We start from the raw sequence: 26,498 nt of genomic DNA, 5'->3' as shown, positions 1-26,498 counted from the left end.
GGCGCTGAATCATGAACATCATCTGGGCGCGCTTTCTCGTGTCGCTCGTGCTGCTCGTGCTGATCAGCGTATTGGTCGGCGTATTCGTCGGCCCGGCCGCGGCTCTCGGGTTCGCGGTCGTGATGCTGGTCGCGCAGGGCTTCTTCAGCACCTTCCATACGCAGCAGCTCTGGCGTCTGCTCGATGCGCCCGTCTACGGCGAGGTGCCGAGCGCGCCGGGCATCTGGGGCGAGATCTACTATCGGCTGCACAAGCTCGCGAAGCAATGGCATGCGCAGGTGCGGCAGGTCGAGCAGCAGCATTCGCGCTTCATCCAGGCGATCCAGGCGTCGCCGAACGGCGTCGCGATGCTCGACGATCATGATCAGATCGAGTGGTGCAACGCGATCGCCGAGGTGCACTTCGGCCTCGATGCGAAGCGCGACCTGCGCCAGCACATCACGAACCTAGTCCGGCATCCGGATTTCGTCCGTTACCTGAATGCGCAGCATTACGAAGAAACGCTCGTGATGCGCGGGATGGGCGACTCGCGGCAGAACGTGCTGGAAGTGCAGGTGTTTCCGTACGGCGAGAATCGCAAGCTGCTGCTCACGCAGGACATCACCGAGCTCGAGCGGACCGACGCGATGCGGCGCGACTTCGTCGCGAACGTGTCGCACGAACTGAAGACGCCGCTGACCGTGCTGTCCGGTTTTCTCGAGACGATGCGCGAGCTGCCGCTGAACGAGGAAGATCGCGCACGCTATCTCGACATGATGGAGCAGCAGGCGTCGCGGATGCGGCACATCGTCACCGACCTGCTCGTGCTCGCGAAGCTCGAGGGCGAAAGCAAGCCGCCGATGGATCATGCGATCGACATGCGCGCCGTCTTCGACCATCTGAAGGAGGATGCGCAGACGCTGTCGAACGGGCATCACGAGATCACGTTCTCGATCGACGAAACGCTCGGCGTCACGGGTGCGCAGACCGAAGTGTTCAGCGCGTTCGCGAATCTCGTCACCAACGCGATCCGCTATACGCCCGACGGCGGCAAGATCGCCGTGTCGTGGCGGCGCGAGGGTGCGCAAGGCGTGTTCTCCGTCACCGACAGCGGCTACGGCATTCCGGCCGCCGACCTGCCGCGGCTGACCGAACGCTTCTATCGCGTCGACCGCAGCCGCTCGCGCGATACGGGCGGCACGGGGCTCGGCCTTGCGATCGTCAAGCACGTGCTGCAGCGGCACGACTCGCACCTGTACGTGCAGAGCGAGGAAGGGCGCGGCAGCACGTTCACCGCGCGCTTTCCGGCGTCGCGGATCATCGCGATCCGGCCGGCCGCGTTCGAGGCGTGAGCGGCACGAGCGTCGAAACATGAGCGCTGCGCTGCGCCGTTCGGCCTGAAACGAAAAAGCACAGCCCGCGGGCTGTGCTTTTTGCTTTCCGCACCGCGCGCGACAGGTGCGCGCCGCCCCGCCTACGAACAGAACTTCGCGAGCAGGCCCAACTGCGCGTTGCGGATCGTCTTGCCCGCGCGGCGCCGGCGATAGTGTCCGTCGCTGTGCATCTGCCATGCCGACTGGTTGTCGCCGAGGCACACCGACAGCCCTTCGGCGATCACGCGGCGCTTCAGCTTGCGCTCGCGGATCGGGAACGCGACTTCGACACGGCGGAACAGGTTGCGGTCCATCCAGTCGGCGCTCGACAGATAAACGTCCTCGGCGCCGCCCGCATGGAAATAGTAGATGCGGTGGTGTTCGAGGAAGCGGCCGACGATCGAGCGCACCGTGATGTTCTCCGACAGCCCCGGCACGCCCGGCTTCAGCGCGCACACGCCGCGCACGATCAGGTCGACTTTCACGCCGGCTTGCGACGCTTCGTACAGCGCGGCGATCACTGACGGCTCGAGCAGCGCGTTCATCTTCGCGACGATGCGCGCGCGCTTGCCGGCGCGTGCATTGTCGATCTCCGTCTGGATCGATTCGATGATGCGCGGATGCAGCGTGAACGGCGACTGCCACAGCTCGTGCAGCGTGAGCTCGCCGCCGATCCCGGTCAGTTGCTGGAACACGTGGTGGACGTCCTCGCAGATCTTCTGGTCGGCCGTCATCAGCCCGAAGTCGGTATAGAGGCGGGCGGTGCGCGGGTGATAGTTGCCGGTGCCGAGGTGCACGTAGCGGCGCAGCACCGCTTTGCCGTCCTGCACGACGCGGCGCACGATCAGCATCATTTTCGCGTGGCACTTGTGACCGACCACGCCGTATACGACATGCGCGCCGACCGCTTCGAGCTGCGACGCCCAGTTGATGTTGGTTTCCTCGTCGAAACGTGCGAGCAGCTCGACGACGACGGTCACTTCCTTGCCGTTGCGCGCGGCTTCCATCAGCGCGTCCATCAGCGGCGAATCGGTGCCGGTGCGGTAGATCGTCTGCTTGATCGCGACGACGCTCGGATCCTTCGCGGCCTGCTGCAGCAGTTCGAGCACCGGCTGGAAGCTTTCGTACGGGTGGTGCAGCAGGATGTCGCCATCGTCGATCGCGTCGAACATGGTCGGCGCGTTCGCGATCGCGGGCGGGATCGACGCGACGAACGGCGCGAACTTCAGGTCCGGGCGATCGACGAGATCGGGAATCTGCATCAGCCGCACGAGGTTCACCGAGCCTGCGACGCGATAGCAGTCCTTGTCGTCGAGCAGGCTTTCGTCGAGCAGGCGCCGCACGATGTGCTGCGGCGTGTCGGCCGACACTTCGAGCCGCACCGCGTTGCCGAGGTGGCGCGCGGGCAATTCGCCCTGCAGCGCGACGCGCAGGTTGGTGATTTCGTCTTCGTCGACGAACAGCTCGCTGTTGCGCGTGATGCGGAACTGGTTGCAGCTCTTCACGACGAGCTGCGGGAACAGTTCGCCGACGAAGCGCTGCATGAACGAGCTGAGCAGCACGAAGCCGTGCTCGAAGCCCGACAGTGACTGCGGCATGCGCACGACGCGCGGAAGCGCGCGCGGCGCCTGCACGATGCCCATCACCGCCTGGCGGCCGAACGCATCGCGGCCTTCGAGTTCGACGACGAAGTTCAGGCTCTTGTTCAGCACGCGCGGGAACGGGTGCGCGGGATCGAGGCCGATCGGCGTCAGCACCGGCAGCAGCTCGTCGAGGAAGTAGCGGCGCGCCCATTCGAGCTGCTCGTCGTTCCACGAGTCGCTCGCATGGAAGTAGATGCCTTCCTGCTCGAGCGCGGGCAGCACGGTTTCGTGCAGCATCGTGTACTGGCGGTGCACGAGGCGCTGCGCGCGTTCGACGACGAGATCGTAAGCGTGCTGGAGCGACATGCCGTCGGGCGTCAGCGCGCCGGGATTGTCGCGGATCTGTTCCTGAAGGCCGGCCATCCGGACTTCGAAGAATTCGTCGAGGTTGCTGCTGGTGATGCAGATGAAGCGCAGCCGCTCGAGCAACGGGATTTGCGGGTCAGCCGCCTGGGCCAGCACGCGCTCGTTGAAACCGAGGATGCCGAGTTCACGATTGAGAAGCGGATAACGGACGGACATCGGCAGAGTAGGCGGTAATTCGGGCGATGATTCGAAAGGACGCTCGGAAACTCTCACGGTACGATGACGTGCTGATGACAGTGGTGTATTTGTATCGGGAAATTCTACGCCGGAACCGATTCATCGCATAAATGTTTCGGCCATATACAATCGAGCTGTGTACATGCCCGTGAAGCGTGGCAATGGCAAGCGTTCCACGCTTAAAATGTCGCCTTTGATAGATCGCCCAGCGGCGCCGGACCGGCGGCCGCGGGCGAACGCGCACGGAGCCTCCTTCTGATGGTTACATCCCCCCACTTGCTGGCTGCCGTCGATCTCGGCTCGAACAGCTTCCGGCTGATCGTCGGGCGCGTCGAGGAAACGCCGGCGGGCAGCCAGATCTATCCCGTCGATGCGCTGCGCGAGCCCGTTCGACTGGCCGCGGGCCTGTCGAGCGACAAGATGCTCGATCGCGCGTCGCAGGAGCGTGGCTGGGAGGCGCTCAAGCGGTTCGGCGAGCGCCTGCGCGATTTCCATCCCGACCATGTGCGCGCGGTCGCGACCAACACGCTGCGCGTCGCGAAGAATGCGGGCGAATTTCTCGGCGAGGCCGAAGCGGCGCTCGGTTTTCCGATCGAAGTGATCGCGGGCCGCGAAGAAGCGCGGCTGATCTATGCGGGCGCCGCGCACTCGGTGCCGGCGAGCGCCGGCAAGCGGCTCGTCGTCGACATCGGCGGCGGCTCGACCGAATTCATCATCGGTTCGCACTACACGCCGATCGTGATGGAAAGCCTCTACATCGGCTGCGTGAGCCACAGCCGTGCGTTCTTTCCGGCCGGCAACGTCGACGAATACACGATGCGGCAAGCCGAACTCGCGGCCAAGCGCGAGATCCAGATCATTTCCAGCGAGTACAAGAAGGCCGGATGGGATCAGGCGATCGGTTCGTCCGGCACCGCACGCGCGCTCGCGGAGCTCGTCGAGGCGAACGGCTTCAACGATGCCGGCATCACGCACGGCATTTCGCGCGGCGGGCTCGAACGCCTGAAGCGCGCGCTGATCAAGGCCGAGAACGTGAACCGGCTGAAGCTGATCGCGCTGAAGCCCGATCGCGTGCCGGTGCTCGCCGGCGGGCTTGCAATCATGCTCGCCGTGTTCGAGGAACTCGGCGTCGACTATGTCGACACCACGGACGGCGCGCTGCGTCTCGGCGTGCTGTACGACCTGCTCGGGCGGACCCAGCACGAGGACATGCGCGCGGTGACGGTCGAGGGCTTCACGCGCCGCTACGGCGTCGATCGCGCGCAGGCCGAGCGGATCGGTGCGCTCGCGGTGCGGTTTTACGACGAGCTCGGGGAGTCCGACAAAGAGGCGCGCGAGGAAGGCCGGATGTTCCTCAGCTGGGCGGCTGCATTGCACGAGATCGGCTTGTCGATTTCGCACAGCTCGTATCACAAACATTCCGCGTATATCGCGAGCAATGCCGACATGCCGGGTTTCTCGCGCACCGACCAGGCGCGGCTGGCCGCCCTCGTGCTCGGTCACGCGGGCAAGCTCGGCAAGCTGTCGCAGGCGCGCGACGTCGAATGGCCGCTGCTGTTCTGCCTGCGGCTCGCGGCGTTGCTGTGCCGGCGCCGGACCGACGCGGGGCTGCCGGATATTTCCGTATCGCAGATGAAGAAGGGCGGCTACGAGGTGCGCCTGCCGAACGCGTGGGTCGAGCAGAACCCGCTGACCGACTACAGCCTCAGCCAGGAAGCGGCCGAGTGGGAGAAGGTCGGCATTCCGTATCGCGTCGTTTATACCGGCGCATAACGCGACGGCGCGGACGGCCGCCGCGCGACAACACCTGCGCGCGTCGCGCGGCCGTTTTACGACTCGCTTATTCCGAACACACGATTGCGGTCAGGAACGGGAACGCCTGCTTGACGGTGGCGTCGCTGCCGGCCTTGCGCACGGCCTCCTCGACCGCGCTCTTCGTGCCGCGCACGACGACGCCATAGGCCCAGTCGCCGATCGGCGTGCCGTCGCCCGGCCGGAAGATCGGGTCGTTCGCCTGGTAGCCGAGCACGACGTACACGCCGAAACCATAGGCGGTCAGCGGGTGGTTCGTGCGGAATGCGTTCACCGAATTCGCCTCGACGTGCATCGGCTCCGACTGGATGTCGCCGGCCGCGAGCAGCGGCGCGACGAACTTGTGGCCGTTCGAGCGGCAGTCGAGCGCGGCGTCGAGCGACTTGGCCGACGCGGTGCCGGATGCGGCGGATGCGCAGAGTGCGAACAGCGCGCCGAGCAGGGCAGTCTTGAAAACGTGGTTTTTCATGCGCGGTTGCGGGTTGGTCATGGATATTATCGCGTGGAATCGCAAGATTCGTGCGCGGCCGGGGGCAGCGGCGCGGGTTGGGGATGGGATCGGCGGGTAAAACGAAAAAGGGAATGCAAGCACGAGCACTTGGATAGCCTGTCGGTTGTGCCGCCCGGCGTACGGGGTGGACGTCGAGGAGGTGCTGTTCGCGTTGAAGGAAGACGAGATCACGTCATGTCGCTTCTACCTGCTCGTGCCGGGCGATCCGAGCATGCTGGCGAAACCACATGCCGCTATTCGGTTGCTGCTCGGGGCGAGCAGCCCCGATGAACAGCCTGCGACTGCGGCCGGGCGCGGTCTGAGCGGGAGGCGACATGCGACGCTACGACATCGTGAAAGGTGACAGGACGATCATCGGAGGCATCGTGCAGGGCGGTGACGGACAAGACATCCTGCACGGCCGAACAAGCGTATGAACGCGATCCGGTGTGGTGCCCCGTGTGCAAGACCCTCGGCGTGATCGAGTGCGACGGCCCACGTCATTCGAGCACAGGACCGGATGGCCGACAGTCTGCGCTGAGCGACGACCTCTGTCGGTGCGCATGTCCGGTTCCGCCGAAACTGGTGGCGTCACAGTCGGCGTCGTATGCCGAGGTCTGAGCGGGCGAAAAGCGGCAAACCCCGATCGATCGCCGATCGAGTTGTACTGCCGGCACTTTGAACTCGTCGAGTGTCAGATACGCCAAGCTTGCTTTGCGTTCACGCCTGGCGCCATCATGTCCGATGGGGCCCGGCCTGCAAGATCGTCGCCGGATGGAGGTGGAGGGGCGATATCGGCGAAGCCGGGAGCCTCAATGTAGATTAGATCGACCTGGGCCGGATCGGGTTACATGAACCGAAAAAGAAAAAGGGGTTGCACGCTTTCCCACAAGGGATGCTGGTACAAATTTGCGGTGTGGCGACGAAGAATCCGACAATGGGTCGCCGGGTCGGCTGTCGGAGTCACGCTCGCCTTCGGTGCGGTAGGAGTGCCTGCGCGACCGTTGTCGCTATAACGTTTCATCTGCTCTGTATGATTAAACGGCGACCACCACGCTCCCGGCGGCCGATGGCGAAACAGATGTTGTTACCCCTCGCGGCATCAGTCGCTCGCCGGAAATCCATCGAACATCACATGGCATTCCATACCCTCGTGACCGGCGAGGGCAACGGTTCGGCCGTGGCCCAGTTGTTCGGCGCTATCTATGGCGCGTACTACGTTCACGAAGCGACCGTGGGGCGAATCGACCTGGATGTTTTTCGGCTTGCTGAAGCGGCACTTCATGATTGCGCCGTCCGCGGCAAGGCTGAAGGCAAATTCACGACTACGGCCGATGGCATGGCCGCGATCCAGAAGGTGCTCATCTTCCGCGATGAACAATTGCTGAACCTCCCCGCCTACATCGTTGCCGACGCCCAAGCGCGGCTCAGTGAATTTGTGGCCAATGACTCGCTGTCGCCGATCGTGCCTGAGCGAAAGCATCCACATCAATGATGTGCTCCATCTTTATCGAGCGAGTTAATCACTCTCTATTTGGGACCACATGATATTGGAAACACACAAAAAATCTGAGAAAGAGCGATTCAACCGATAGCATCGACGGGAAGGTCAAAAATCGTCACCGATCCGTTATTGTGCCGAACTTACTTTGGTATGATCTTTGCGCTATCGAACTACATTCCGCGCCCTGGCTCTTTAATCGGCTGCGGCATCTGGACGAAGGCTTAATTTAATATATTTGTTATTTATTTGTAATTTTGTGTCGTGCCACATACGCAGTCCCGGCGCTTAAATGTCTAGCTAACGATCGGACGCGTCCTGCACGAAACGGGGTGACTGCATGAGCGGGGAAGCTTTGCTGAAGGTGTTGCGCGGTGGCTACGCGCAGTTCGATCGCATCGTGAAACTTGACACGCCGCTCGGCGACGACTGGCTCACGCCACTGTACGTCAAGATCAACGCGCGGCTTGGCCGCAATTTCGAGGTGACCGTCGACGCCTCATCCGTCATGGGGGACAAGATCAAGCTCAACGCTCTGATGCTGCAACCCGTCACGCTTTGGATCCGCCAGACTGACGGCGGCTATCTGCCAATCCATGGCTATGTGCAGCGGGTTCGCCGCCTTGGAAACGATGGGGCCGTCTCGTATTTTCAGCTTCAGTTTTCTTCTTGGCTGAGCTTTTTGAAGCTCAGCAGCGATCGGCGCGACTGGCAGGAAGCCAGTGGCTGGCAAATTCTCACCGACGTATTCGACAAGCATCCCCAGGCGTCGGGCAATTATGGTCAGGAACTGCGCACGGCGATACGCTCGTATTCACACCGCGTGCAGTGGGAAACCGACTGGAATTTCGTGCACCGGAGTCTGGAGGAAGTCGGCGTGTTTCCGCGCTTCGATTTCGCGAAGGATGGCAAGTCGCACAAGGTCGTCGTGATGGACGACCTGTATTTTGGGCCATCGCTACCGAATTCGGAGATGAAGTTCAGCCACGCGGGTACCGACGAGGATTTCGACGGACTTACCCAGTTGAGCGAACAGCAGGACGCCCAAAGTGCGACGCTGACGCTCGGCACCGCCGACTATAAGCGACCTGACCTCGATAAACAGGCGAGCACGCCAGCGGCTGAACTTGATGAGTTACCAGGTCAAGGAGAAGACTATCTCTATACCGGCTCGCAGACATGGGCCGAATCCGATGCTGGACAACAACAGGCCCGCATCCGCACTGAAGAATGGGCTTCGCGAGCAAAACGCTATTTCGCGATCGGCAGTCCCCGCTATGCACTGCCCGGCTACTGGTTCAAGGTGTCGGGACATCCCCTCTTCGATGCATTGCCTGAGGAGGAGCGCGAGTTGTCGATCATCGCGAGCGACTGGCTGATCCAAAATAACTTGCCGGGCATAAACGCGCTCACGCGATTCCCGCGCAGCCTGCGCAGCGAGATCGAACAGGTCAAGGCGGCCAGAACCGGTACGACCGTGAGCCACCGCGATGGCGGTATCGGATTTTTTCACGTCGAGATCGAAGCGCAACGCCGCAAGACGCCGTTCCGCAGCCCGTTCGAGCATGAGAAGCCCGAAATGCATTTGCAGACAGCGATTGTCGTAACCGATAGTGACGAGGAAATCGTCACAGACGACGGCAATCGTGTGCGGGTCCGGACGTCAAACAGTCGAAAGGATCGCAATACGAAGTCCACGTCATGGATTCGCGCGGCGATGCCGGACGCCGGCGCTAGGCGCGGCGGCTATTTCCCGTTGCGCAAAGACGATCAGGTGCTCCTCGGGTTCGTCAATGGCGACTGCGACCGGCCGGTGATCATCTCGCGACTGCACGGTGGCGCAACGATGCCGGTGTGGCACACGCACGGCCTACTGTCTGGCTTCCGCTCTCGCGAATACGGCGGTGATGGCTTCAACCAGCTCGTCATGGACGACGCTACCGGTCAGAACCGGGTCCACCTCTACTCGTCGAGCTACAGTTCTCACCTGCATTTGGGCTATCTGATCGAACAATCCGATAACACGCGGGGCTCGTTCCTCGGCAACGGATTCGACCTGAAGTCGGGCGCGTACGGCGCGGTACGCGCCGAGCAGGGGCTCTATGTATCGACGCAGCCAGCCACCGCCCAGCCGCTGAACGTAACGGCCGCCACCGATCCGCTTGCCGGCGCGGAAGCCGTGCTCGAGACCGTGTCGAAGGCTAGTGAAACGAACCGTGCCGAAAGCCTCCAGGACGGTCAGGCCGCGCTGAAGTCGTTCACCGACGCAACGCAGCGCACGGTCGCCGGTTCTGCTAGCGGCGGCCGTACAGCGGGCGGCGGCACGGGCAATGCGAACGGTTTTGCGAAGCCGGTGATGCTGCTGTCGAGTCCTGAAGGCATTGCCGCGTCGACGCAGCAGTCTGTGCATGTCACGGCGAACCAGCACGCGAACGTCGTTGCAGGCAAGAACGTCAACTTGGCCGCCGGTAAAGCGTTACTGGTCAGTGTGCTCGACAAGATCAGCCTGTTCGCGCAAAACCTCGGCATCAAGATTTTCGCGGCAAAGGGACCGGTAGACATTCAGGCGCAAAGCGGCTCGGCCTCGCTGGTGGGGCTGCAGGATGTGAAGATCGAAAGCGCGGACGGACGCCTGATTCTGACGGCCGCGAAGGAAGTGTGGATCGGCGCGGGCGGCTCATACATCAGTATCAAGGGCGGTCTGATCGAAAACGTGACGACCGGACAGATTCTGGAAAAATGCGGGAGTTGGGACAAGCCAAGTGGTGCGAGCGGGACGATTCGCGATCCGTTGCAGGCAACGCCAGTGTCAACTGACGGCGGACGAGGCTCGCTTTTCTCCGGCTGATGCCAAGCCGGACAGCATCCGAGCAGCAAGAAAAACGAGAAACGAGAGATTCCGAGAAACATGAGCAATAGCCACCCTACCACGAAGCCAGCCGCGCCGGCCAAGCCGGCGACCGCCCCGAGCGCACCTGCGACAGCACCGTACACGCCGCTAAACTGGGCCTTTCCGTTCTCACCGGTCGGCAAAGATGACCCAGCCAACCCGATGACCTATATGAAGGCGCTGGCAGCCGCCGAAGATGGGTTCTATCCACTGGGTGCGAATGGCATGTGGCACGGCGGCATCCACTTCGACCAGAACACGGCTGCGCAGTTGAAGCAAGGCGACGGCATCCGTGCGATCGCCGATGGCGAAGTCGTCGCGTACAGGCTCGACAGCAAGTATCCGGAACAGGACTACCAAGACGGCCGCCACGCGTTGTATTCGACGGGCTTCGTGCTCATCCGTCATAGGCTGAAACTGCCTCCGCCCCCACCTCCGCCCGCAAAGCCGGAGCCAGCCAAGAATGCTGCAGCCCAACCGGCAACCTCATCCACAGCGCCAGCAACGGCGACGCCAGCTCCAACGTCGAGCACGACACCACCCGGCAAGAACGAAACGCTCACGTTCTTCAGCCTGTACATGCACACGATGGACCACAATAGCTACCAGTCGGCGGCAGAACAGGCCAAAGTCGCTGAGGTCGACCGCTTCAAGCTGAACATGGGGCCAATGCCGTATTGGGAAGGCGATCGTTACTATCGGGTCGGCGACAAGGCGAAAGACAAGCAAGAGGTCCCGCTGCCAAAGGTGCCCGTGCCATCATTGCGTGACACGATCAATCGCGATGTACTCGGAGAGTTCATCCAGAGCGATTTCAAGAAGGTGCCCGAACCGGAAGAAGACACGAAAGACACAACACCGCTCCCGCCCCCGGTCACGGGCCTCCGCATCCGTGAACTGCCGAACGGCAAGAGCAAAATCCTCGGCATCTTGCCGCAAGGCACAGAGTTGACCGTCTCGGACACGGACGACCAAACGAAAGCGAACCCCGGCTGGGCGAAAATCAAGGCGATCAAGTCCGGGACTCCGGCTGCGGCCGTTGTCGGCCAGTCCGTATCGCCGCACGCGCCATACGGGTACGTCTTCCTCGGAGAACTAGATCCGATCGTCGATCCGAAACCGCTGGATACAGTCGTCGTGCTAAAGCAGCCTTATGCGGTGAAGGCTGGCGACGTCATCGGCCAGTTCGGCCACTATCTGCGGTACCCGGACGCGAAGCTATTGCCAGCGAAGCCAACCCGGCCACTGCTGCACCTGGAAGTGTTCGCAGGCCCCGAACTCGAAGCATTCATCCAGAAGAGCCGCGAGCGGGCAAAGCAGTTACCTGCCTCCAGAGCATTTCTGGAAATCTCGCCGGGTGCGCGGCTCGTAACCGACCTCCCGGAACCGGACCAGAAACTGCAGCCCGGTACCAAACTTGTACCTTTCGCCGCCGACGCAAAGGGCAAATGGGTCAAGGTGCAACCGAAAACAGCCGCACCAGTACATGGTGGCCGACACACGAAGCCGGTATTCAACGACGCCGGTGCGCCCGTTTGGGTCGATAGCAACCTCGCCAATACGACGACCACCGCAATCGTGCCCGGCTGGAAGGATTTTCCGTTGAGTTTCTCAAACGCGAAGGGGCCCGGCGCAGACTTCCGCTACGTGTTCCGGAGCGTCGACTTCGAGAAGAACGGTGTGGAAAGCAGCGCTAAAGATGACAAGGGGCGTCGCTGGTATTACGTGACAATCGGCACCAAGGACGGAAGTGCTCGCAACGGATGGGTATGCGAGCAGGACCATCCTCTCGTGCGCATGTGCGGTCCGTGGGATTGGCCGGGTTTCGAACTGGTTGACAATAGCAGCATCATGCCGATCGACATGCTCAAGCGCTACATCCATGTCGCCGAGCAATATCTGGCCGATGAAAGCAAAACCGAATTCGAGACGAGCGCCGCAACGGTCAACTCGAGCCCGCTTATCACAAAGCTGGAGAAGGCGATTGATACCAATCACGATGGAAAGGTGACTGCGCAAGAGTTGAAGCATGCGCAAGAAACGCCGTGGTTGGCAGAAGCCCTTTCCCACCTCGTCGTGCGGTGTGAAAGCGAATGGGGCGGGGGCTTGGGTAAGTGGGAGGCATTGTCGCCGCTAATGAAGAAGCTGCTTTGGCTTTGGAAGACCGAAATCGAGCGGATCGGAAAATTGCAGTGGTGGGAGCAAGTCACCAGTGTCGACGGCTTCCCAAAGGAACCCAGTCCTTGGCACTTCCATCCGATCGGGATTGTCGGCAATTTCATCGCAAAGCCTGTCACTGGCGAAAACAACTTCACCGAAGAAGACGCTAGGGACGCACTAAAATACATTTTCGACAAGTATGGACGTACCATCGCCGAGACGGTTGAGCGTATGTATCGGACGGAAACGAGACACTTCCAATCGAGTCAATATCGTCGATGCGGAACGGGCGGCATGGAAGTACATGGTCCAGCGCCGTACTATGGATGGACTCCCGATTTTTACAGCGAACCGCCGATTGGGACATGGGCAGCCTTTGAAGGTGCCGGCCTCAGCGGCGTAGGTGGAAATGCGCAAGTTACGAACCGAAAGAAAGTGTTTGTCGTGGTTTCGTCGGTGCGCGTAGGCATGGAATTCAAGGCCAAGTATATAGTGCACTACAACGGAAATTACGCACGATGGTTTTCGACCGACGCAAATGCACAAGCGGTTTACAGAAAGACACTCGAATCCATAACACCACGAATCGTGAATTCATTTCAGTGATCCGACATGAGAATCGTTGATAAAATCGTAACACTCACCCTCCTTCTGTTGATTTCATGCGGCGTCCACGCCTCAGCTGATATCTGCAAAAGCGAATTAAGAGAGTTGGTCGTGCCTCCGCTTGAGCACGTTGCAATGAACAAGAAGGACATCCACGCTGATATTGAGGATGTGACCGATGGGGTCTATAGCGTCAGACTGTATGTTGCTGCGGATAGCCCCGACAATCTTGACAGGCAAGTGTCCATTGGCTGGGTGAATTTGGATACAAATTCGATGAAGGCGTTGGATGTGACACGAGACCCTGAACATCCAGACGTACTGAAGGTGAATGAGTCAAAATACCGAAAGTTCATTTCGGATTGTATTTATAAGCCATCGAAAGCGGCTTCGAACTGCGACGAACTCAATAAGCAGGCGTCGAAGCTTGCTATTGACATACCTCGATCGCAAAGCGGGATGGCAGTCATTGGAAGCGGTCGCCTTCAGTTCTATTCAGCACCAGATTATACGTGTAAAACCCCAGGGGTTTTTATTTTGACTGGAGAATCCGTCGATGCGTACACTAGCTATCATGGATTCACGTTTGTGGCTTACCAAAATCCGAGGAAAACCAGCCCAGTTCGCGGCTGGGTAAGAAGTAACCGACTGCGATCCAACAGCCTTGGCACTGCCCCGCGGCAACCGGCTGTCAGCGAGACCACGAAATGATGAATCTCATCCGCATCGGTGACGACACCGATCACGGCGGCAAGGTTGAAACCGGCTCAAATACGATGCGTTTCGACGGCCGCTATGTCGCGCGCAAGGGTGATCGCGTGTCGTGCCCGCAGCATCCTGATGTGTCGCCTAACCTCATCGAGGAAGGCGACACGTCGATGACGGACGGTGGCGTCCCGATCGCACGGCACGGCCATCGCGCCACGTGCGGCTGCCACCTGATCTCAAGTCTCCTGTGAGCCTGAGATCGAATCGTTTGCACTGTGTCGACAGCCGTAATCGGACGTGTATCGAAATCTGCGCATCGCTGATGTGTAGCACCTAATACCCGGCACACTTTTTCCAGGCGGGATTGTTGGGTATCACATGGTTTCTTATTGGTAACACGAGCGGTTTTTATGGTCCCCGGCAGCGATCGCCTCTCGAAAATTCGTGACTACCTCGCCACGGCGGGATTCACGCTGATGGCCCGCGAGTGGCGCGGTGTCTCGCATCAGTACCGGTTTCGTTGCGAAAACGGACACGTATCTTCCCAGTTGGGTGCCAGTCTTTTGCGCCTCGTCCGAGTGACGCAGCGCTCGGTACGATGCCTTAACTGCTGGGGCGAGCAGACGATGACTCAAATGCACGAGACGGCTGTCTCGGCTGGAGGTCAGTGTCTCAGTAAGCGGTATCGTGGAAAAGCGCACACTACCGGTTTGTCTGTGCTGCAAGCCATAAGTTTGAGGCCAGCGCCACTTCGGTCTTGGCCGATCATTTGTGTGCAAAGTGCTCCACCGAACGACGAGCTGAGCGTCGTCATATCAAGGCGGCCTGAAACCGATACAGGATCGTGCGCGAGAGCGCGGAGGCGAATGCTTGTCGCCCGTCTATAACGGCCGCATGGCGAAGTATCGATTCCGATGCGGGCATACCTTGCAAGGTTTCCGGATAGCAGAAGTATCGATCGAGGACATTCTGGGAAACGGGACAGGGGGGACATCCTTGATGCGGTGATACCAGTCGGCATAGCCCTGCGCGTACTAATTGTTGCGCCGAAGTAGTTCCCAAGCCCCCATGGTGGGATCGTCGCGGAGTACTTTGGGGTAGGCGCTCATTTCCGGGAGTCGGCGCGGACGATGAAAAGGCGGTGCTGGATCGGGACAGGACGGCGTGCCATCGGGTGCGGTTCCTTATGGAAATCGCTCTAGACGGTAGCAAAGGAGTATCAATACGGCTGGATGCGACAAAAGAAAAAGGGGTTAGCATCAGCTAACCCCTTGATTCCTTTGGTCGGAGCGAAAGGATTCGAACCTTCGACCCTCTGATCCCAAATCAGATGCGCTACCAGGCTGCGCTACGCTCCGACGAGCCGAAGATTCTATCGCCTAATCGGAGCCCGGGTCAATCACGTTATTCATACGGCACCTGTCATCACGAATTGCTCACGATTGGCGACAATTCTCGAGGATGACATCCGGCACGCGATGTGCGCGACCGGATCGTTCGCCCCGACGCATGGAGAGACATCATGATGAACCTGATCCTGTGGCGCCACGCCGAAGCGGAAGACTACGCGGCAAACGACCTCGCACGTCAGTTGACGGCCCGCGGCCGCAAGGAAGCGCAGGCGATGGCCAAATGGCTGCGCGGCCGGCTCGAATCGAGCTCCGTGATCCTCGCAAGTCCGGCGGCGCGCACCGTGCAGACCGTCGAGGCGCTGACGGACCAGTACCGCACGGTCGACGCGCTCGCACCCGACGCCAGCGTCGACGACGTGCTGACAGCCGCCGGCTGGCCCGAGGGCATCGCACCGACCGTCGTGATCGTCGGGCACCAGCCGACGCTCGGCAGCGTCGCCGCGCGGTTGATCGTCGGCAACGGCGACAGCTGGAGCATCAAGAAGGGCGGCATCGTATGGGTCGCGAGCCGCACGCGCGACGGCAACCGTCAGGCCGTGCTGCGCGCCGTACTGACGCCGGACCTTGTCTGAAGCGGTTTGAAGGCATTGTTCGTACGGTTCCGCAAGCTTTCTGCTAAAGTCAATTCGGCGACACGTCATTGAAAGGACACGGTCGTGCCACAGAACGGTAACGACCGGTTACTACATTGGCTGGCATGTCGTCCTATTCCTTACGATCAGGAAAGCCTAATGCGAGAACTGCCGACGCCTACGCTCCCTTTTGCCTCGCTTCCCCTCGACACGTCGCGGCGTCATCTGCCGCGCGCTGCTGAAACCGTCACATCCGAGTACCGTCTGCGTGCCGCGTGGGCGCGCACGGAAGACGAGCTCCGCGAGGCCCAGCGCCTTCGTTACACCGTGTTCGCCGAAGAGATGGGCGCGCAGGTCAGCGGCCCGTCCGGTCTCGACGTCGATCCGTTCGATGCGTATTGCGACCACCTGCTGGTGCGTGATCTCGACACGCTGAAGGTGGTCGGCACGTACCGCGTGCTGCCGCCGCATCAGGCCGCGCGCGTCGGCCGCCTGTACGCGGAAGGCGAATTCGACCTGTCGCGTCTGACGCACCTGCGCGGCAAGATGGTCGAGGTCGGCCGCTCGTGCGTGCACAGCGACTATCGCAGCGGTGCCGTGATCATGGCGCTGTGGGGCGGTCTCGGCGCGTACATGATGCAGAACGGCTACGAGACGATGCTCGGCTGCGCGAGCGTGTCGATGGCCGACGGCGGCCACTATGCGGCGAACCTGTACCAGTCGCTGCCCGCCAGCTCGCTGACGGCGCCGGAATATCGCGCATTCCCGCACACGGCACTGCCGGTCGACGAATTGCAGACGGGTACCGTCGTCGCGCCGCCGCCGCTGATCAAGGGCTATTTGCGCCTCGGTGCGAAGATTTGCGGCGCACCGGCGTGGGATCCCGACTTCAACTGCGCGGATTTCCTGACGCTGTTCCGCCTGTCGGACATCAACGCCCGCTACGCCCGGCACTTCCTGGGCTAAGCGCACCGGAACGCGGCGCGCCTGCCACGGCGCGCACGTGAGCGAACGCCGTCGCGCGGCAACCCGCCACGCGACGGCGTTCGGCCATTCGGCCGATGCCGGTTTATCCGGCCCCGTTAATTTGAACGATACGCGACGTCCACCGTGCGGCCATGCGCACGTTCGGAGCGGGCCGCGCGTGCGGCGCCGCGGCCCGGGACGGCAGGGCGGCTCGGCTAGTGCTTGCGCCGCCAGTCGAGCAGGTGGTGTTCCGCCATCCAGTGATGGATCATCCCTTCGCCGCCGTGGCTGCGCTTGTATTCGCGCGACTCGAAGTACGACAGGGCGACCAGCACCATCAGGCCGATGAACAGGCCGATCAGGCCAGCGATTTCTTCAGACGTCATGGCAGCCTCCTTTCGACGGCACAGCGCCATGGCTACATAGTAGGACATGCGCGGGACGACCCCTAAGCCGGAATTCCGCTAGACTCGGCGCGGTCCTGGCGCGCGATGGGCGCGCCGTTTTCCGGAGCCTTCCCGATGACCCGTTTCATGCTGGCCGTGCTGGCCGCATCCATTCTTGCCGGCTGTGCGAGCGATCCCCGTCACGCGCGTCGCGGCCCGCCGCAAGATCCGGCCGACTATCACGGCGTCCCGACCGACATGACGCCGCCGTCGATGCTCGGCCAACCGGCCGCGTCAGCACCAACGGCTGCGCCAGCGCAATAACGGGTGCGGACGGCGGCGCGGTATGGCCGTCAGGCGCCGGCCGCCGGCGCGTCGGCCCCGATGCGCCGTGTGAGCGCCGGCAGGTGGCGCGCGAGCGTCGCCCCGCGCGCGACCATGAACAGCAGCAGCGCGAACCACAGCCCGTGATTCCCGAACGGGCCGACGGCAGCGAGCGTTGCGGCGATGAAGATCGCGAACGACGCGACCATCGCGCGCATCAGCGATTGCGTCTGCGTCGCACCGATGAACATACCGTCGAGCAGGAAGCCCCACACGGACACGATCGGCGAGATCGCCGCCCATGGCAGGTAGCGGAGCGCAACCGCGCGGATCTCGGCCTGGTCGGTCAGCCGCGCGACGATCCAGCCGCCGGCGCCCCAGTACACGAGCGTGAACAGCAGTGCGCCGAGCGCGGACCACAGCAGCGTGACGCGCACGGCCTGGCGGAACGCGGTGCGGTCGCGTGCACCGGCCGCCGCGCCGACGAGTGCCTCGGCCGCGTGCGCGAAACCGTCGAGCCCGTACGCCATGAACGTCTGAAAGTTCAGCAGCAGCGCGTTCGCCGCGAGCGTCGCGTCGCCCTGTTTCGCGCCGAGGTGCGCGAACCAGCCGAACGCGCCGAGCAGGCACAGCGTCCGCAGGAAGATGTCGCGATTGAGGACGATCAGCCGCTCGAGCGCCGCGCGGTCCGCCAGCGCACGCGCCGCGATCGGCGCAAGGCCGCGCGGCCGCAGCCGCCACAGCATCCATGCGCCGAGCGCGAAGCCGCATGCGTCCGCGGTGGCGGTGGCCGCGCCGATGCCCGCGATGCCCCAGCCGAAACCGTACACGTACAGCAGCACGGCGCCGATGTTGACCGCATTGATGAAGACTTGCGCGACGAGCGCGAGCCGCACGCGCTGCACGCCGAGCAGATAACCGAGCACGACGTAGTTCGCGAGCGCGAACGGTGCGCTCCAGATCCGCGCGTGAGCGTACGCCAGCGCGGTCGTGCGGACGGCGTCGCTGCCGCCGAGCGCGGTCAGCGCGAGCGAAAGCAACGGTCCTTGCAGCGCGAGCACGGCGACGCCGAGCGCGAACGCGACGATCAACGCGCGCAGCACGTTCAGGCGGATGCCGGCGGCGTCACCGGCGCCGTGCGCCTGCGCGACGAGGCCCGTCGTGCCCATGCGCAGGAAGCCGAAACCCCAGAACACGAAATTGAAGAACAGCCCGCCGAGGGCGACGCCGCCGAGATACTGCGCGCCGTCGAGATGGCCGGCGACCGCCGTGTCGACCGCGCCGAGGATCGGCTGGGTCAGGTTCGCGAGGACGATTGGAAACGCGAGCGCGAGCACGCGCCGGTGCGAGACGGCAGCCGACGCGGCGCCGGCTCCGTGCGGTAATGCGGATTCGGACATGGCGAACGCGTCAGGCGCGTTCCTGCACGCACACCCAAGGCGATACGACGACCGCCCACAGCTCCGGATTGCGCGCCGCGAAGTCGGCAGCGGTTTCGGCCGGCATGCGCGCGACGAGGCCGGACGACAGCCAGCGCGTGACCTGTTCCGCGTCGTCGCTAGCGATCGCTTCCGCGACGCTCACGAGATCGAGATCGCGCGCGACCGACAGCAGCTTGCCCTGCGCGAAGAAGCGTTCGAGATCGCACCAGTCGATCTTGGCGGTTTCGCCGAGGAGCTTGGCGTAAAGCGGGCTGTGCGACGCGCCCGCGGCGGATTCGTGTTGGTCGGAGGACATCGATGTGTGCTGAAAAGACTGCGTGGGCGCCACTATAAACCATCCGCGTCGATCCTCCGCGCGGCCGGCAGCGGCCGTCTCACGCGTCGCGCAGCGCGCGGCGCACGATCTTGCCGGTCGCGGTCATCGGCAGCCCGTCGACGAACGCGATCGCGCGCGGGTATTCATGCGCTGCCAGCCGCGTGCGAACGTGCGCCTGCAGCGCGCGGACGAGCGCGTCGTCGCCGACGTGCCCGGGATTCAGTACGACGAACGCCTTGACGATCTCGGTGCGCGTCGCGTCGGGCACGCCGACGACGGCCGCCATCCGTACCGCCGGATGCGTGAGCAGGCAATCCTCGATCGGTCCCGGGCCGATCCGGTAGCCGGCGCTCGTGATCACGTCGTCGTCGCGGCCGACGAAGCGCACGAAGCCGTCGGCGTCGAGCGTGCCGGTGTCGCCGGTGAGCAGGTAATCGCCCGCGAACTTGTCGCGTGTCGCCGCGGGATTGCGCCAGTATTCGATGAACATCACCGGGTCGGGGCGGCGCACTGCGATGTGGCCTTCGACGCCGGGCGGTAGCGGCGTGCCGCGCGCGTCGACGATCGCGACCGTGTGGCCGGGCACGGCCTTGCCGATCGCGCCGGGCTGCGCGTCGAACAACGCCGCGCACGACGACAGCACCATGTTGCATTCCGTCTGCCCGTAGAACTCGTTGATCGTCACGCCGAGCGCGTCGCGCCCCCAGGACGTCAATTCGGTGCCGAGCGATTCGCCGCCGCTCGCGACGGATTTCAACGCGAGCGTGTAGCGTTCGCGCGGCGCCGGGACCGTGCGCATCAGCTTGAGCGCGGTGGGCGGCAGGAACGCGTGGGTCACGCCGTGCCGCGCCATCAGCGCGAACGCGGCCTCGCCGTCGAATTTCTCGAAGCGGCGCGCGAGCACGGGTACGCCGTGATGCCACGACGGCAGCAGCACGTCGAGCAGACCGCCGATCCACGCCCAGTCGGCAGGTGTCCAGAACAGGCGCGCGTCGCGCGGAAAGCATTGCTGCGACATTTCGACGCCTGGCAGATGACCGAGCAGCACGCGATGCGCATGCAGCGCGCCTTTCGGCTTGCCGGTCGTCCCGGACGTATAGATGATCAATGCCGGATCGTCGGCGGCAGTGTCGGCCGGGACGAACTCCGGCGATTCGGCCGCGATCGCGGCGTCGTAGTGCAGCACGCCTCGCGCGTCGGGTGCCGCGTCGCCGATGCAATAGCACGTGCGCAGTGCCGGCAGCCGCCCGCGCAGCGGCGCGATCTTCGCGAAGCCGGCCGCGTCGGTCACAAGCGCGGCGGCTTCGCTGTTCGCGAGCCGGTATTCGAGCGCGTCGGCGCCGAACAGCGCGAACAGCGGCACCGCGATCGCGCCGAGCTTGTACGCGGCGAGATGCGCGACCGCCGTTTCGGGGCCCTGCGCGAGGAAGATCGCAATGCGGTCGCCGGGCTGCAGGCCCGCACGCGCGAAGCTGTTCGCGAGCCGGTTAGAAGCATTCCTCAGGTCGTCAAACGTGATGCGCGACACGTCGCCTTGTGCCGTTTCGTGGATCAGCGCGAGGCGTCCGCTGCCGTCGGCCCATTTGTCGCAGACGTCCACGCCGATGTTGTAGCGGGCCGGAACGTCCCACACGAAGCGGGAGAGCAGGTCGTCGTAGCGGTCGGCGGCGGGCAGCATCGCGTGTCTCCTTGGCGTCGGTCGTCGTCGCGGCGACGGTGTACATCGGCATTTCACGCGACCGAAATCACAATGGCGTCTGATGGATAGGGGAATGTTCTGACTCGTGCAACCGGTGCGGCTCAGTGCACGATTCCACAATGACGCATAAGATCACGACAAAACAGTGATGTGACCATGGATTTGCTTCTGATAGCTGCGGGGTTCAGCCTGTTCGGAATCGGGGCGCTGGTGGCGTTTGCCAGCTGCGTCGATCCGCTGTCCGGCCGTTTCACCGGCCGTCTGCGCAAGCGCTGACACAACCTTCCCGATTGCCCTCGCGACGACATGCGATGCATGCCGGCATCGCGTGTCGCCCGTCGATCGCCGCGCTCAGCGTGCCGGCAGGTAGCGTGCCGGGTCGATCGAGCGGCCGCCGTAGCGCAGTTCGAAGTGCAGCGCGGTGCGATCGCTGTCGCTGTTGCCCATCTCCGCGATCGTTTGCCCCTGCGTGACCGATTGCCCTTCCTTCACGAGCAGCGCGCGGTTGTGCGCGTAGGCCGTCAGGTAATCCGCGTTGTGTTTCAGGATGATCAGGTTGCCGTAGCCGCGCAGCCCGTTGCCCGCATAGACGACGGTGCCCGGTGCGGCGGCCACTACCGGCGTGCCTGCCGAGTTGGCGATGTCGATGCCCTTGGACTTCGAGCCGTCGAAGGTGCGCACCACGTTGCCGGCGGCCGGCCAGATCAGCGCGATGCTGGAGGCCGGCTTCACCGCCGATTCGACCGGCGCGGCAGGGGCAGGCCGGCTGCGGCCGGCACTGCCGGTGCCGGTGGTCGATGCGCTCGTCGTGCCGGGCGGCGGCGCGACGCGCAGCACCTGGCCGACTTCGATCGCGTCGGGGTTCGAGATCTGGTTCCAGCGCACGATGTTCGCCATCGACGTGCGATTCTCGCGCGCGATCTTGTACAGCGTGTCGCCGCGCTCGACGCGGTAGAACCCGGGGCCGACGGGTGCGGAGCCGCACGCAACCAGCAGCGCGGCGCAGGCGGCCGCGACGAGCCGCTTCGTTGTTGTTCCGAACATTGAACCTCGCAAAACCCTGCCGCGCGCGACGCGACAGGCAACACAAAACGTCAGATTTTAACGGGTTCGACCCGCGCACCGCAGTTTCGCGGCCCGCGCACGGCCGGCGCGCATCGCCGACGTGCGTCCGTGGTCAGCCGGCGAGCGGCAGAACGCGAATCCGCAATGAGGCCGTTTCGGTCGCGCCCGGTGCGAGCATGCGCAGCCCGCGGCCGTTGTGGATCGCGTCCGGCAGGCCGAGCCACGGCTCCACGCAATAGAAGTCCGATTCGGGCTTTTCGGTCCACGTCGTGACCGCATACCACGGGATCGAGCCCGGCACGTCGAGCGCGATCTCGATCGTGCGGCCGCGGCCCGGCATCACGATGCGCACCGGCGTCGACGGCTGGCCGTCGATGCAGTGGAAGCGATCGAGGATGTCCGGATCGCCGAGGCTGTACGACGCGTTGCCGGGTTCGAGCGGGCTGATCGAGCCATCGGCGAGCTGCATGCAGCGGCGCGTCGGCGGCAATTCGAGCGTGGTCTGCGCGCGTTCGCCATGCGGCAGCGCGAAGTAGAAATGGTGGCCGGCGTAGTACGGCAGCGGGGTGTCGCCGCGGTTGGTGGTGGTGAGCGCGACGTCGAGCGTGTGCGCATCGGCGAGCCGGTAGGTCGCTTCGAAGCGGAAATCGAACGGGTAGCTGTCGCGCAACGCGTCGGTTGCATCGAGCGTCATCGACAGCGCGGCCCCGTCGGGCGTCGGGTGCGCCACGAACGGCAGGTCGCGCGCGAAACCGTGCATCGGCAGGTCGCGAACCACGCCGGCAGCATCGCGCCAGCGGCCCAGTTCGCCGTCGACGCGATGGCGGCCGAGGAACGGGAACAGCAGCGGATTGCCGCCCCGGACGCGCGCGAGATTGCTCCAGTCGGCCGTGTCCGGCCAGAAGATGACCGGTTCGCCGTCGACGTGCCACGACAGCAGGCGGCCGCCGAATTGCGGGGCGACCCGGACGAGCGACGGGCCGGCGTGAAGTTCGTGAATGTCGTGCTGCTGGAAGATCGGCATGGCGAATCGGTATGAACGAGGTGGACGGGATGCGCGATGGCGCGCTCCATTATCGGGCCGCGATGCGGTGCGGGAAAACCCTTCTCGGGAAATTGCGAGTTTTTCAGCGTGCCGACGGTCCGGATAATGGCGCTAAACCGGTGATGTTGCCGGGTCATGACACTTTGTGGAGAGGCCATGGATCTGGCAATGGCAATGGGAATCGCACTGTTCGGCATGTTCACCGGCAGCACGGTACTATTTTTCTACCAGCTCGGCCGCTGACTGCAATTTGTGCCGGATTCGAAAAGCCCGCCATGCAAATGGCGGGCTTTTTGCTTTCTGCGCGCTTACATATTGCAAGCGTTTGTGTGCATCGCCGCAATAAGCTGCCAAATGCCTTGGCGCGGTAATCCTTGCTCGGCATAATCGGGGCGCGTTTTTCGGACGCGCGCTGCGTCGTCCGCTTTCCTACCCGATCGATCACCACTAAAAGGACCGACGCGTGAGTCTCTGGTTTCTGGTATTCCTAAGCGTCCTGCAGGGCGTTACCGAACTCTTCCCCGTCAGCAGTCTCGGCCACACGTTGCTCGTGCCGGCGCTGTTCGGCATGCACATCGACAAGCATGCGCCCCAACTGCTGCCGTTCCTCGTCGCGCTGCACCTCGGCACCGCGCTCGCGCTGCTGTGGTATTTCCGCGCGCGCTGGATCGCGCTGATCGGCGGCTTCTTCGCGCAGCTCGGCGGCCGCAAGAACGACGACGGGCACCTGATGTGGGCACTGATCATCGGTACGATCCCGACCGGGATCGTCGGCCTGCTGCTCGAAAAGCGCATCGAGCGCGTGTTCCACGACCTGCGGATCGTCGCGATCGCGCTGATCGTGAACGGCGTGCTGCTGTGGATCGGCGATCGCATCCAGCGCAGCCGCGCGCACCAGCCGCCCGAGAAGATGACGTTCAAGCAGGCGTTCTTCGTCGGTCTCGCGCAGATCGGCGCGCTGATTCCCGGTTTCTCGCGCAGCGGGCTGACGATGATCGCCGGCAACGCGGCCGGGTTGACCGCAGAGAAGGCGGCGGAGTTTTCGTTTCTGCTTGGCACACCGATCATTTTCGCGGCGGGTGTGCTCGAACTGCCGAAGCTGTTCCATGCGCGGGATCAGCTCGCGGATGCGCTGCTTGGTGGTGTGTTGACGGCGATCGCCGCCTATCTGAGCGTGCGGTTTTTGATGCGCTATTTCGAAGGGCGCGGGCGGTTGGCTTCGTTCGGCGTGTATTGCGTGATTGCCGGGCTGTTTTGCCTCGGGTGGTTCATGCTGCATCCGCAGCCGGTTTGAGGGCTGCGATGCCGGTCGCGCGTCGCGCGTGATATGACGCGACGATCGGGTATAATTTCGGGCTCGGCTTCATGCCGGGCCCGTTGCGTTTCGGGGCTTCGAATTTCGCGATTGTGTTTGCGTTGATCGAGGCCTCGTATGTCACATGCGGTCCGGGTCGTGCGGCCGTGTCTTTTCTCCGCGACCGCCCTTAGCTCAGTTGGATAGAGCAACGGCCTTCTAAGCCGTAGGTCACACGTTCGAATCGTGTAGGGCGGGCCAGTGAAATCAATGGGTTACATGTTTATGTGTATGGGCCCTATTTTCTTGTGACCGGTCAGGTCTACACTAGGTCTACACATCTAACGACATGATTGGCCGTCGTTGCCGCACAGTGCCATTTCTGTGGATCACCGACAGTTCGGCCGGGATTTGTCGCGTGAATTTTTGCGGCTCCATTGCGGTTCGTTGGCGCGTGGGAGCAATGGCGTAGGTTCTCCGTGATCCGCGAAACCCGTCCGAGAAATTCCACAAGGCGATCTGAAGCCCGAGCGCGCGTCCCAGTCGACATGCAAGGAAGGCATCGAGTATTGCGAATCGGCGCAAGACTACGTATTTCGGGAGATCCTCTAGCACATTCTCGACGGCGCCCTAGCGCACATCGACTGGCTGGAGACGCATCTCGATCGATCAAGAAGGTCGGTATTCGGAATTAGCTGCAATCGGGCATGACGTCGCTCTGTTGGTGTGTTCCCTGACCGAACCACATCTTGGTGCTTCGGTAGTCCTGATACTTGGTTCGCGTATCTGGGCCGTCTGCGCGGCCATCGGGCCGTCAAACTTAATCGCCTCCCTTCTGCGCCCGCCAACAAGATCCACATACGCACCCGCTAGTTCAAGGGGCGGGCCTTTCAGGCAATCGACGCTGTTTTTTCCGCAATTGCGACCAGTATCTGGGCATTCGAAGCGTTCATGCGTGGATTGTTTAGATTCTTTTCACATTTGTTGCATTGGAAATAGCGTCAGCACAGATCTATATTTGCACGGAGATTGCGGCCAGCCAAAAAATAGCACCAATATTTATATTGCTAATTAACGTTGACGAGAAGAAAATGTTAAATGCAGACGACCAGGCGCTACTGAAAGGTTTGTACCAATGGATGCGAAATGCGAATGCGCGGAGCATCGGGCGCGCATATGCACGCGGATTTGACGTTGACTCCCTGGCGCCGTTTCTTGCACTTCCCGCTGCTGACTATGAGCAATCGCTCGGCTTCGAATGTAGTGACTCGGGTCCCAAGCGATTCGAGCAAGAAATCAAGGATTTCTTCGTTAATTTGTTTCGAGGAAATCATCGCGAGTGCCAAGGGAATTTGACAGGCGGAGAAATAGAGGGAAATGTTTTGGGGCTGCACTTCGCGCGCAAGTCTTTTCCAAATGGAATAGTTTATTTTTCTCGAGAAAGTCGACGCAGCATCCGAGATGCCATATATCTATTGGGGCTTCGACATGTCGAAGTGAAAGTCAGCGACTCGGGGGAAATGGATTACGAGGATCTTTGTCTGCAGGTAAGAGCGCGACGACGGCATCCAGCCATCGTCGTGGCCAACATTGGATCTGATTTGAAAGAGGGGCGAGACGACATTGCAGTGATTCGGCGTATTATGGCTGATTGCGGAATGGAAGACATCTATATCCATTGTGATGCCTCTCTTTGCGGTCCTTACGCTCCATTTGTTGAGCCGCGATCGGCATTCGATTTTTCAGACGGAGCCGACTCAATAACGGTGTGTGGCCACTATTTTCTCGGTTCCCCCGTGCCATGCGGCATCTTTTTGAGGCATCAAAGCGACGAGCGGCGCGCCACTCGGGGGTACCACGAAACTTCATTGTGCGATTGGGCTCCCGTTTTTCTACAGAATCACATTTATGCCACCCTCACTCTGTGGCATACAATTCGAGAGCACGGGGTGGAAGGAATTCGAACTCGATTCGTCGAATGCAATAGAACAGCCAACGAGGCAAAGATGCTGCTGAATGCCTACGGAATCGACGCCCGGTGTAATCCGGGTGCAATCACCGTTTTTCTTCCTGCCCCCGCGGAAAATGTCAGAAGAAAATGGCAAATGCCGCCGGGAGATGTGAGTCATTTCGTTGTAACGCCAGGCACAGGCAAGGCGCAAATTGAAGAACTAATTCGAGACATCACACGGCAACAAAGTTAACAGGGTTGTAAGGGCATCATTCAGCACTTGAAGGGCTCAATGTAGAGGTATGGGCGCGGCGCATTTTC

The 26,498-nt window shown here is 62.4% G+C and carries 22 protein-coding genes, 2 tRNA genes and 1 pseudogene; 16 read left to right on the top strand and 9 right to left on the bottom strand.

What is annotated here, in order from left to right:
• Window positions 1-11 precede the first annotated feature (11 nt).
• Complete coding sequence (gene phoR / locus BSE24067_RS10270; protein WP_151062950.1) at window positions 12-1,331, top strand: phosphate regulon sensor histidine kinase PhoR; 1,320 nt, start codon at window positions 12-14, stop codon at window positions 1,329-1,331.
• A 122-nt stretch (window positions 1,332-1,453) separates the two neighbouring features.
• Here phoR and ppk1 read toward each other — a convergent pair whose 3' ends face one another.
• A complete protein-coding gene (ppk1, locus tag BSE24067_RS10265; protein WP_151062951.1) occupies window positions 1,454-3,517 on the bottom strand; it encodes a polyphosphate kinase 1 in 2,064 nt (687 codons plus the stop codon).
• A gap of 279 nt (window positions 3,518-3,796) precedes the next feature.
• Between ppk1 and ppx the strand changes: the two genes are divergently transcribed.
• Window positions 3,797-5,311 (top strand): exopolyphosphatase, encoded by a 1,515-nt coding sequence (gene ppx, locus BSE24067_RS10260; RefSeq protein WP_151062952.1) that lies wholly within the window; start codon window positions 3,797-3,799, stop codon window positions 5,309-5,311.
• A 67-nt stretch (window positions 5,312-5,378) separates the two neighbouring features.
• Here the strand turns inward: ppx and BSE24067_RS10255 are convergent, their stop codons facing one another.
• Window positions 5,379-5,819, bottom strand: coding sequence for a hypothetical protein (locus BSE24067_RS10255; protein ID WP_151062953.1), 441 nt, complete (start codon window positions 5,817-5,819; stop codon window positions 5,379-5,381).
• A gap of 166 nt (window positions 5,820-5,985) precedes the next feature.
• Here BSE24067_RS10255 and BSE24067_RS10250 point away from each other — a divergent pair, with 166 nt between their 5' ends.
• The 7 genes and pseudogenes from BSE24067_RS10250 to BSE24067_RS10225 all read left to right on the top strand — a co-directional run bounded on the left by BSE24067_RS10250 (window position 5,986) and on the right by BSE24067_RS10225 (window position 13,956).
• A complete protein-coding gene (locus BSE24067_RS10250) occupies window positions 5,986-6,204 on the top strand; it encodes a hypothetical protein (protein WP_151062954.1) in 219 nt (72 codons plus the stop codon).
• Window positions 6,176-6,461, top strand: a pseudogene (locus tag BSE24067_RS32480) (PAAR domain-containing protein). The gene BSE24067_RS10250 and the pseudogene BSE24067_RS32480 overlap by 29 nt, the downstream one beginning before the upstream one ends.
• Before the next feature lie 514 nt (window positions 6,462-6,975).
• On the top strand, window positions 6,976-7,335 hold the full coding sequence (locus BSE24067_RS10245) for a hypothetical protein (protein WP_151062955.1): 360 nt from the start codon (window positions 6,976-6,978) through the stop codon (window positions 7,333-7,335).
• A gap of 346 nt (window positions 7,336-7,681) precedes the next feature.
• A complete protein-coding gene (locus BSE24067_RS10240; RefSeq protein WP_151062956.1) occupies window positions 7,682-10,189 on the top strand; it encodes a type VI secretion system Vgr family protein in 2,508 nt (835 codons plus the stop codon).
• 60 nt (window positions 10,190-10,249) lie between these two features.
• Entirely contained in the window at window positions 10,250-12,997 is a 2,748-nt protein-coding gene (locus BSE24067_RS10235) for an SH3 domain-containing protein (RefSeq protein WP_244130422.1), read from the top strand.
• Window positions 12,998-13,132: 135 nt separating this feature from the next.
• Entirely contained in the window at window positions 13,133-13,708 is a 576-nt protein-coding gene (locus BSE24067_RS10230) for a hypothetical protein (RefSeq protein WP_244130421.1), read from the top strand.
• Window positions 13,705-13,956: a PAAR domain-containing protein gene (locus tag BSE24067_RS10225; protein WP_151062958.1), complete on the top strand. Its 252-nt coding sequence runs from the start codon at window positions 13,705-13,707 to the stop codon at window positions 13,954-13,956. Before BSE24067_RS10230 ends, BSE24067_RS10225 begins: the two co-directional genes overlap by 4 nt.
• Before the next feature lie 1,030 nt (window positions 13,957-14,986).
• On the opposite strand, the gene BSE24067_RS10220 is transcribed toward BSE24067_RS10225, so the two are convergent.
• A tRNA-Pro gene (locus BSE24067_RS10220) sits at window positions 14,987-15,063 on the bottom strand.
• A 164-nt stretch (window positions 15,064-15,227) separates the two neighbouring features.
• Between BSE24067_RS10220 and sixA the strand changes: the two genes are divergently transcribed.
• Together sixA and BSE24067_RS10210 are read left to right on the top strand one after the other, a co-directional pair.
• Window positions 15,228-15,689 carry a phosphohistidine phosphatase SixA gene (sixA, locus tag BSE24067_RS10215; protein ID WP_151062959.1) on the top strand — a complete coding sequence of 154 codons (462 nt, stop codon included), beginning with the start codon at window positions 15,228-15,230 and terminating at the stop codon, window positions 15,687-15,689.
• A gap of 159 nt (window positions 15,690-15,848) precedes the next feature.
• Window positions 15,849-16,655 (top strand): GNAT family N-acetyltransferase, encoded by an 807-nt coding sequence (locus BSE24067_RS10210; RefSeq protein WP_151062960.1) that lies wholly within the window; start codon window positions 15,849-15,851, stop codon window positions 16,653-16,655.
• A gap of 215 nt (window positions 16,656-16,870) precedes the next feature.
• Here the strand turns inward: BSE24067_RS10210 and BSE24067_RS10205 are convergent, their stop codons facing one another.
• Window positions 16,871-17,041, bottom strand: coding sequence for a hypothetical protein (locus BSE24067_RS10205; RefSeq protein ID WP_167357983.1), 171 nt, complete (start codon window positions 17,039-17,041; stop codon window positions 16,871-16,873).
• 135 nt (window positions 17,042-17,176) lie between these two features.
• Between BSE24067_RS10205 and BSE24067_RS10200 the strand changes: the two genes are divergently transcribed.
• Window positions 17,177-17,365, top strand: a complete 189-nt coding sequence (locus BSE24067_RS10200; protein ID WP_151062962.1) for a hypothetical protein — start codon at window positions 17,177-17,179, stop codon at window positions 17,363-17,365.
• A gap of 29 nt (window positions 17,366-17,394) precedes the next feature.
• On the opposite strand, the gene BSE24067_RS10195 is transcribed toward BSE24067_RS10200, so the two are convergent.
• The 5 genes from BSE24067_RS10195 to BSE24067_RS10175 all read right to left on the bottom strand — a co-directional run bounded on the left by BSE24067_RS10195 (window position 17,395) and on the right by BSE24067_RS10175 (window position 22,911).
• Complete coding sequence (locus BSE24067_RS10195) at window positions 17,395-18,765, bottom strand: MATE family efflux transporter (protein WP_151062963.1); 1,371 nt, start codon at window positions 18,763-18,765, stop codon at window positions 17,395-17,397.
• 10 nt (window positions 18,766-18,775) lie between these two features.
• A complete protein-coding gene (locus BSE24067_RS10190; protein WP_151062964.1) occupies window positions 18,776-19,102 on the bottom strand; it encodes a DUF2288 domain-containing protein in 327 nt (108 codons plus the stop codon).
• Between the two features lie 79 nt (window positions 19,103-19,181).
• Entirely contained in the window at window positions 19,182-20,801 is a 1,620-nt protein-coding gene (locus tag BSE24067_RS10185) for an acyl-CoA synthetase (protein ID WP_151062965.1), read from the bottom strand.
• A gap of 372 nt (window positions 20,802-21,173) precedes the next feature.
• Window positions 21,174-21,866, bottom strand: coding sequence for a peptidoglycan DD-metalloendopeptidase family protein (locus tag BSE24067_RS10180; protein WP_151062966.1), 693 nt, complete (start codon window positions 21,864-21,866; stop codon window positions 21,174-21,176).
• A 133-nt stretch (window positions 21,867-21,999) separates the two neighbouring features.
• Window positions 22,000-22,911, bottom strand: a complete 912-nt coding sequence (locus tag BSE24067_RS10175) for an aldose epimerase family protein (protein ID WP_151062967.1) — start codon at window positions 22,909-22,911, stop codon at window positions 22,000-22,002.
• An 11-nt stretch (window positions 22,912-22,922) separates the two neighbouring features.
• Between BSE24067_RS10175 and BSE24067_RS10170 the strand changes: the two genes are divergently transcribed.
• From BSE24067_RS10170 to BSE24067_RS10155, 4 genes are all read left to right on the top strand, one after another.
• Window positions 22,923-23,303 carry a hypothetical protein gene (locus tag BSE24067_RS10170; RefSeq protein WP_170297419.1) on the top strand — a complete coding sequence of 127 codons (381 nt, stop codon included), beginning with the start codon at window positions 22,923-22,925 and terminating at the stop codon, window positions 23,301-23,303.
• Window positions 23,304-23,395: 92 nt separating this feature from the next.
• Entirely contained in the window at window positions 23,396-24,226 is an 831-nt protein-coding gene (locus tag BSE24067_RS10165; RefSeq protein ID WP_040143926.1) for an undecaprenyl-diphosphate phosphatase, read from the top strand.
• A gap of 184 nt (window positions 24,227-24,410) precedes the next feature.
• Window positions 24,411-24,487, top strand: a tRNA-Arg gene (locus BSE24067_RS10160).
• Window positions 24,488-25,317: 830 nt separating this feature from the next.
• Complete coding sequence (locus BSE24067_RS10155; protein ID WP_151062968.1) at window positions 25,318-26,430, top strand: pyridoxal-dependent decarboxylase; 1,113 nt, start codon at window positions 25,318-25,320, stop codon at window positions 26,428-26,430.
• Window positions 26,431-26,498 lie beyond the last annotated feature (68 nt).

This window comes from Burkholderia latens (assembly GCF_902499045.1).
In the GTDB taxonomy this organism is placed as follows: Bacteria; Pseudomonadota; Gammaproteobacteria; order Burkholderiales; family Burkholderiaceae; genus Burkholderia; species Burkholderia latens.
Note: the sequence above shows the minus strand (reverse complement) of the source record. Positions and strands in the feature narration are given on the sequence as shown.

What these genes read in the sequence shown, in the direction of transcription:
- phoR (WP_151062950.1), top strand. Translation starts at nt 12, where the DNA reads ATGAACATCATCTGGGCGCGCTTTCTCGTGTCGCTCGTGCTGCTCGTG.
- ppk1 (WP_151062951.1), bottom strand. Translation starts at nt 3,517, where the DNA reads ATGTCCGTCCGTTATCCGCTTCTCAATCGTGAACTCGGCATCCTCGGT.
- ppx (WP_151062952.1), top strand. Translation starts at nt 3,797, where the DNA reads ATGGTTACATCCCCCCACTTGCTGGCTGCCGTCGATCTCGGCTCGAAC.
- BSE24067_RS10255 (WP_151062953.1), bottom strand. Translation starts at nt 5,819, where the DNA reads ATGAAAAACCACGTTTTCAAGACTGCCCTGCTCGGCGCGCTGTTCGCA.
- BSE24067_RS10245 (WP_151062955.1), top strand. Translation starts at nt 6,976, where the DNA reads ATGGCATTCCATACCCTCGTGACCGGCGAGGGCAACGGTTCGGCCGTG.
- BSE24067_RS10240 (WP_151062956.1), top strand. Translation starts at nt 7,682, where the DNA reads ATGAGCGGGGAAGCTTTGCTGAAGGTGTTGCGCGGTGGCTACGCGCAG.
- BSE24067_RS10235 (WP_244130422.1), top strand. Translation starts at nt 10,250, where the DNA reads ATGAGCAATAGCCACCCTACCACGAAGCCAGCCGCGCCGGCCAAGCCG.
- BSE24067_RS10230 (WP_244130421.1), top strand. Translation starts at nt 13,133, where the DNA reads ATGAACAAGAAGGACATCCACGCTGATATTGAGGATGTGACCGATGGG.
- BSE24067_RS10225 (WP_151062958.1), top strand. Translation starts at nt 13,705, where the DNA reads ATGATGAATCTCATCCGCATCGGTGACGACACCGATCACGGCGGCAAG.
- sixA (WP_151062959.1), top strand. Translation starts at nt 15,228, where the DNA reads ATGATGAACCTGATCCTGTGGCGCCACGCCGAAGCGGAAGACTACGCG.
- BSE24067_RS10210 (WP_151062960.1), top strand. Translation starts at nt 15,849, where the DNA reads ATGCGAGAACTGCCGACGCCTACGCTCCCTTTTGCCTCGCTTCCCCTC.
- BSE24067_RS10205 (WP_167357983.1), bottom strand. Translation starts at nt 17,041, where the DNA reads ATGACGTCTGAAGAAATCGCTGGCCTGATCGGCCTGTTCATCGGCCTG.
- BSE24067_RS10200 (WP_151062962.1), top strand. Translation starts at nt 17,177, where the DNA reads ATGACCCGTTTCATGCTGGCCGTGCTGGCCGCATCCATTCTTGCCGGC.
- BSE24067_RS10195 (WP_151062963.1), bottom strand. Translation starts at nt 18,765, where the DNA reads ATGTCCGAATCCGCATTACCGCACGGAGCCGGCGCCGCGTCGGCTGCC.
- BSE24067_RS10190 (WP_151062964.1), bottom strand. Translation starts at nt 19,102, where the DNA reads ATGTCCTCCGACCAACACGAATCCGCCGCGGGCGCGTCGCACAGCCCG.
- BSE24067_RS10185 (WP_151062965.1), bottom strand. Translation starts at nt 20,801, where the DNA reads ATGCTGCCCGCCGCCGACCGCTACGACGACCTGCTCTCCCGCTTCGTG.
- BSE24067_RS10180 (WP_151062966.1), bottom strand. Translation starts at nt 21,866, where the DNA reads ATGTTCGGAACAACAACGAAGCGGCTCGTCGCGGCCGCCTGCGCCGCG.
- BSE24067_RS10175 (WP_151062967.1), bottom strand. Translation starts at nt 22,911, where the DNA reads ATGCCGATCTTCCAGCAGCACGACATTCACGAACTTCACGCCGGCCCG.
- BSE24067_RS10170 (WP_170297419.1), top strand. Translation starts at nt 22,923, where the DNA reads ATGAACGAGGTGGACGGGATGCGCGATGGCGCGCTCCATTATCGGGCC.
- BSE24067_RS10155 (WP_151062968.1), top strand. Translation starts at nt 25,318, where the DNA reads ATGTTAAATGCAGACGACCAGGCGCTACTGAAAGGTTTGTACCAATGG.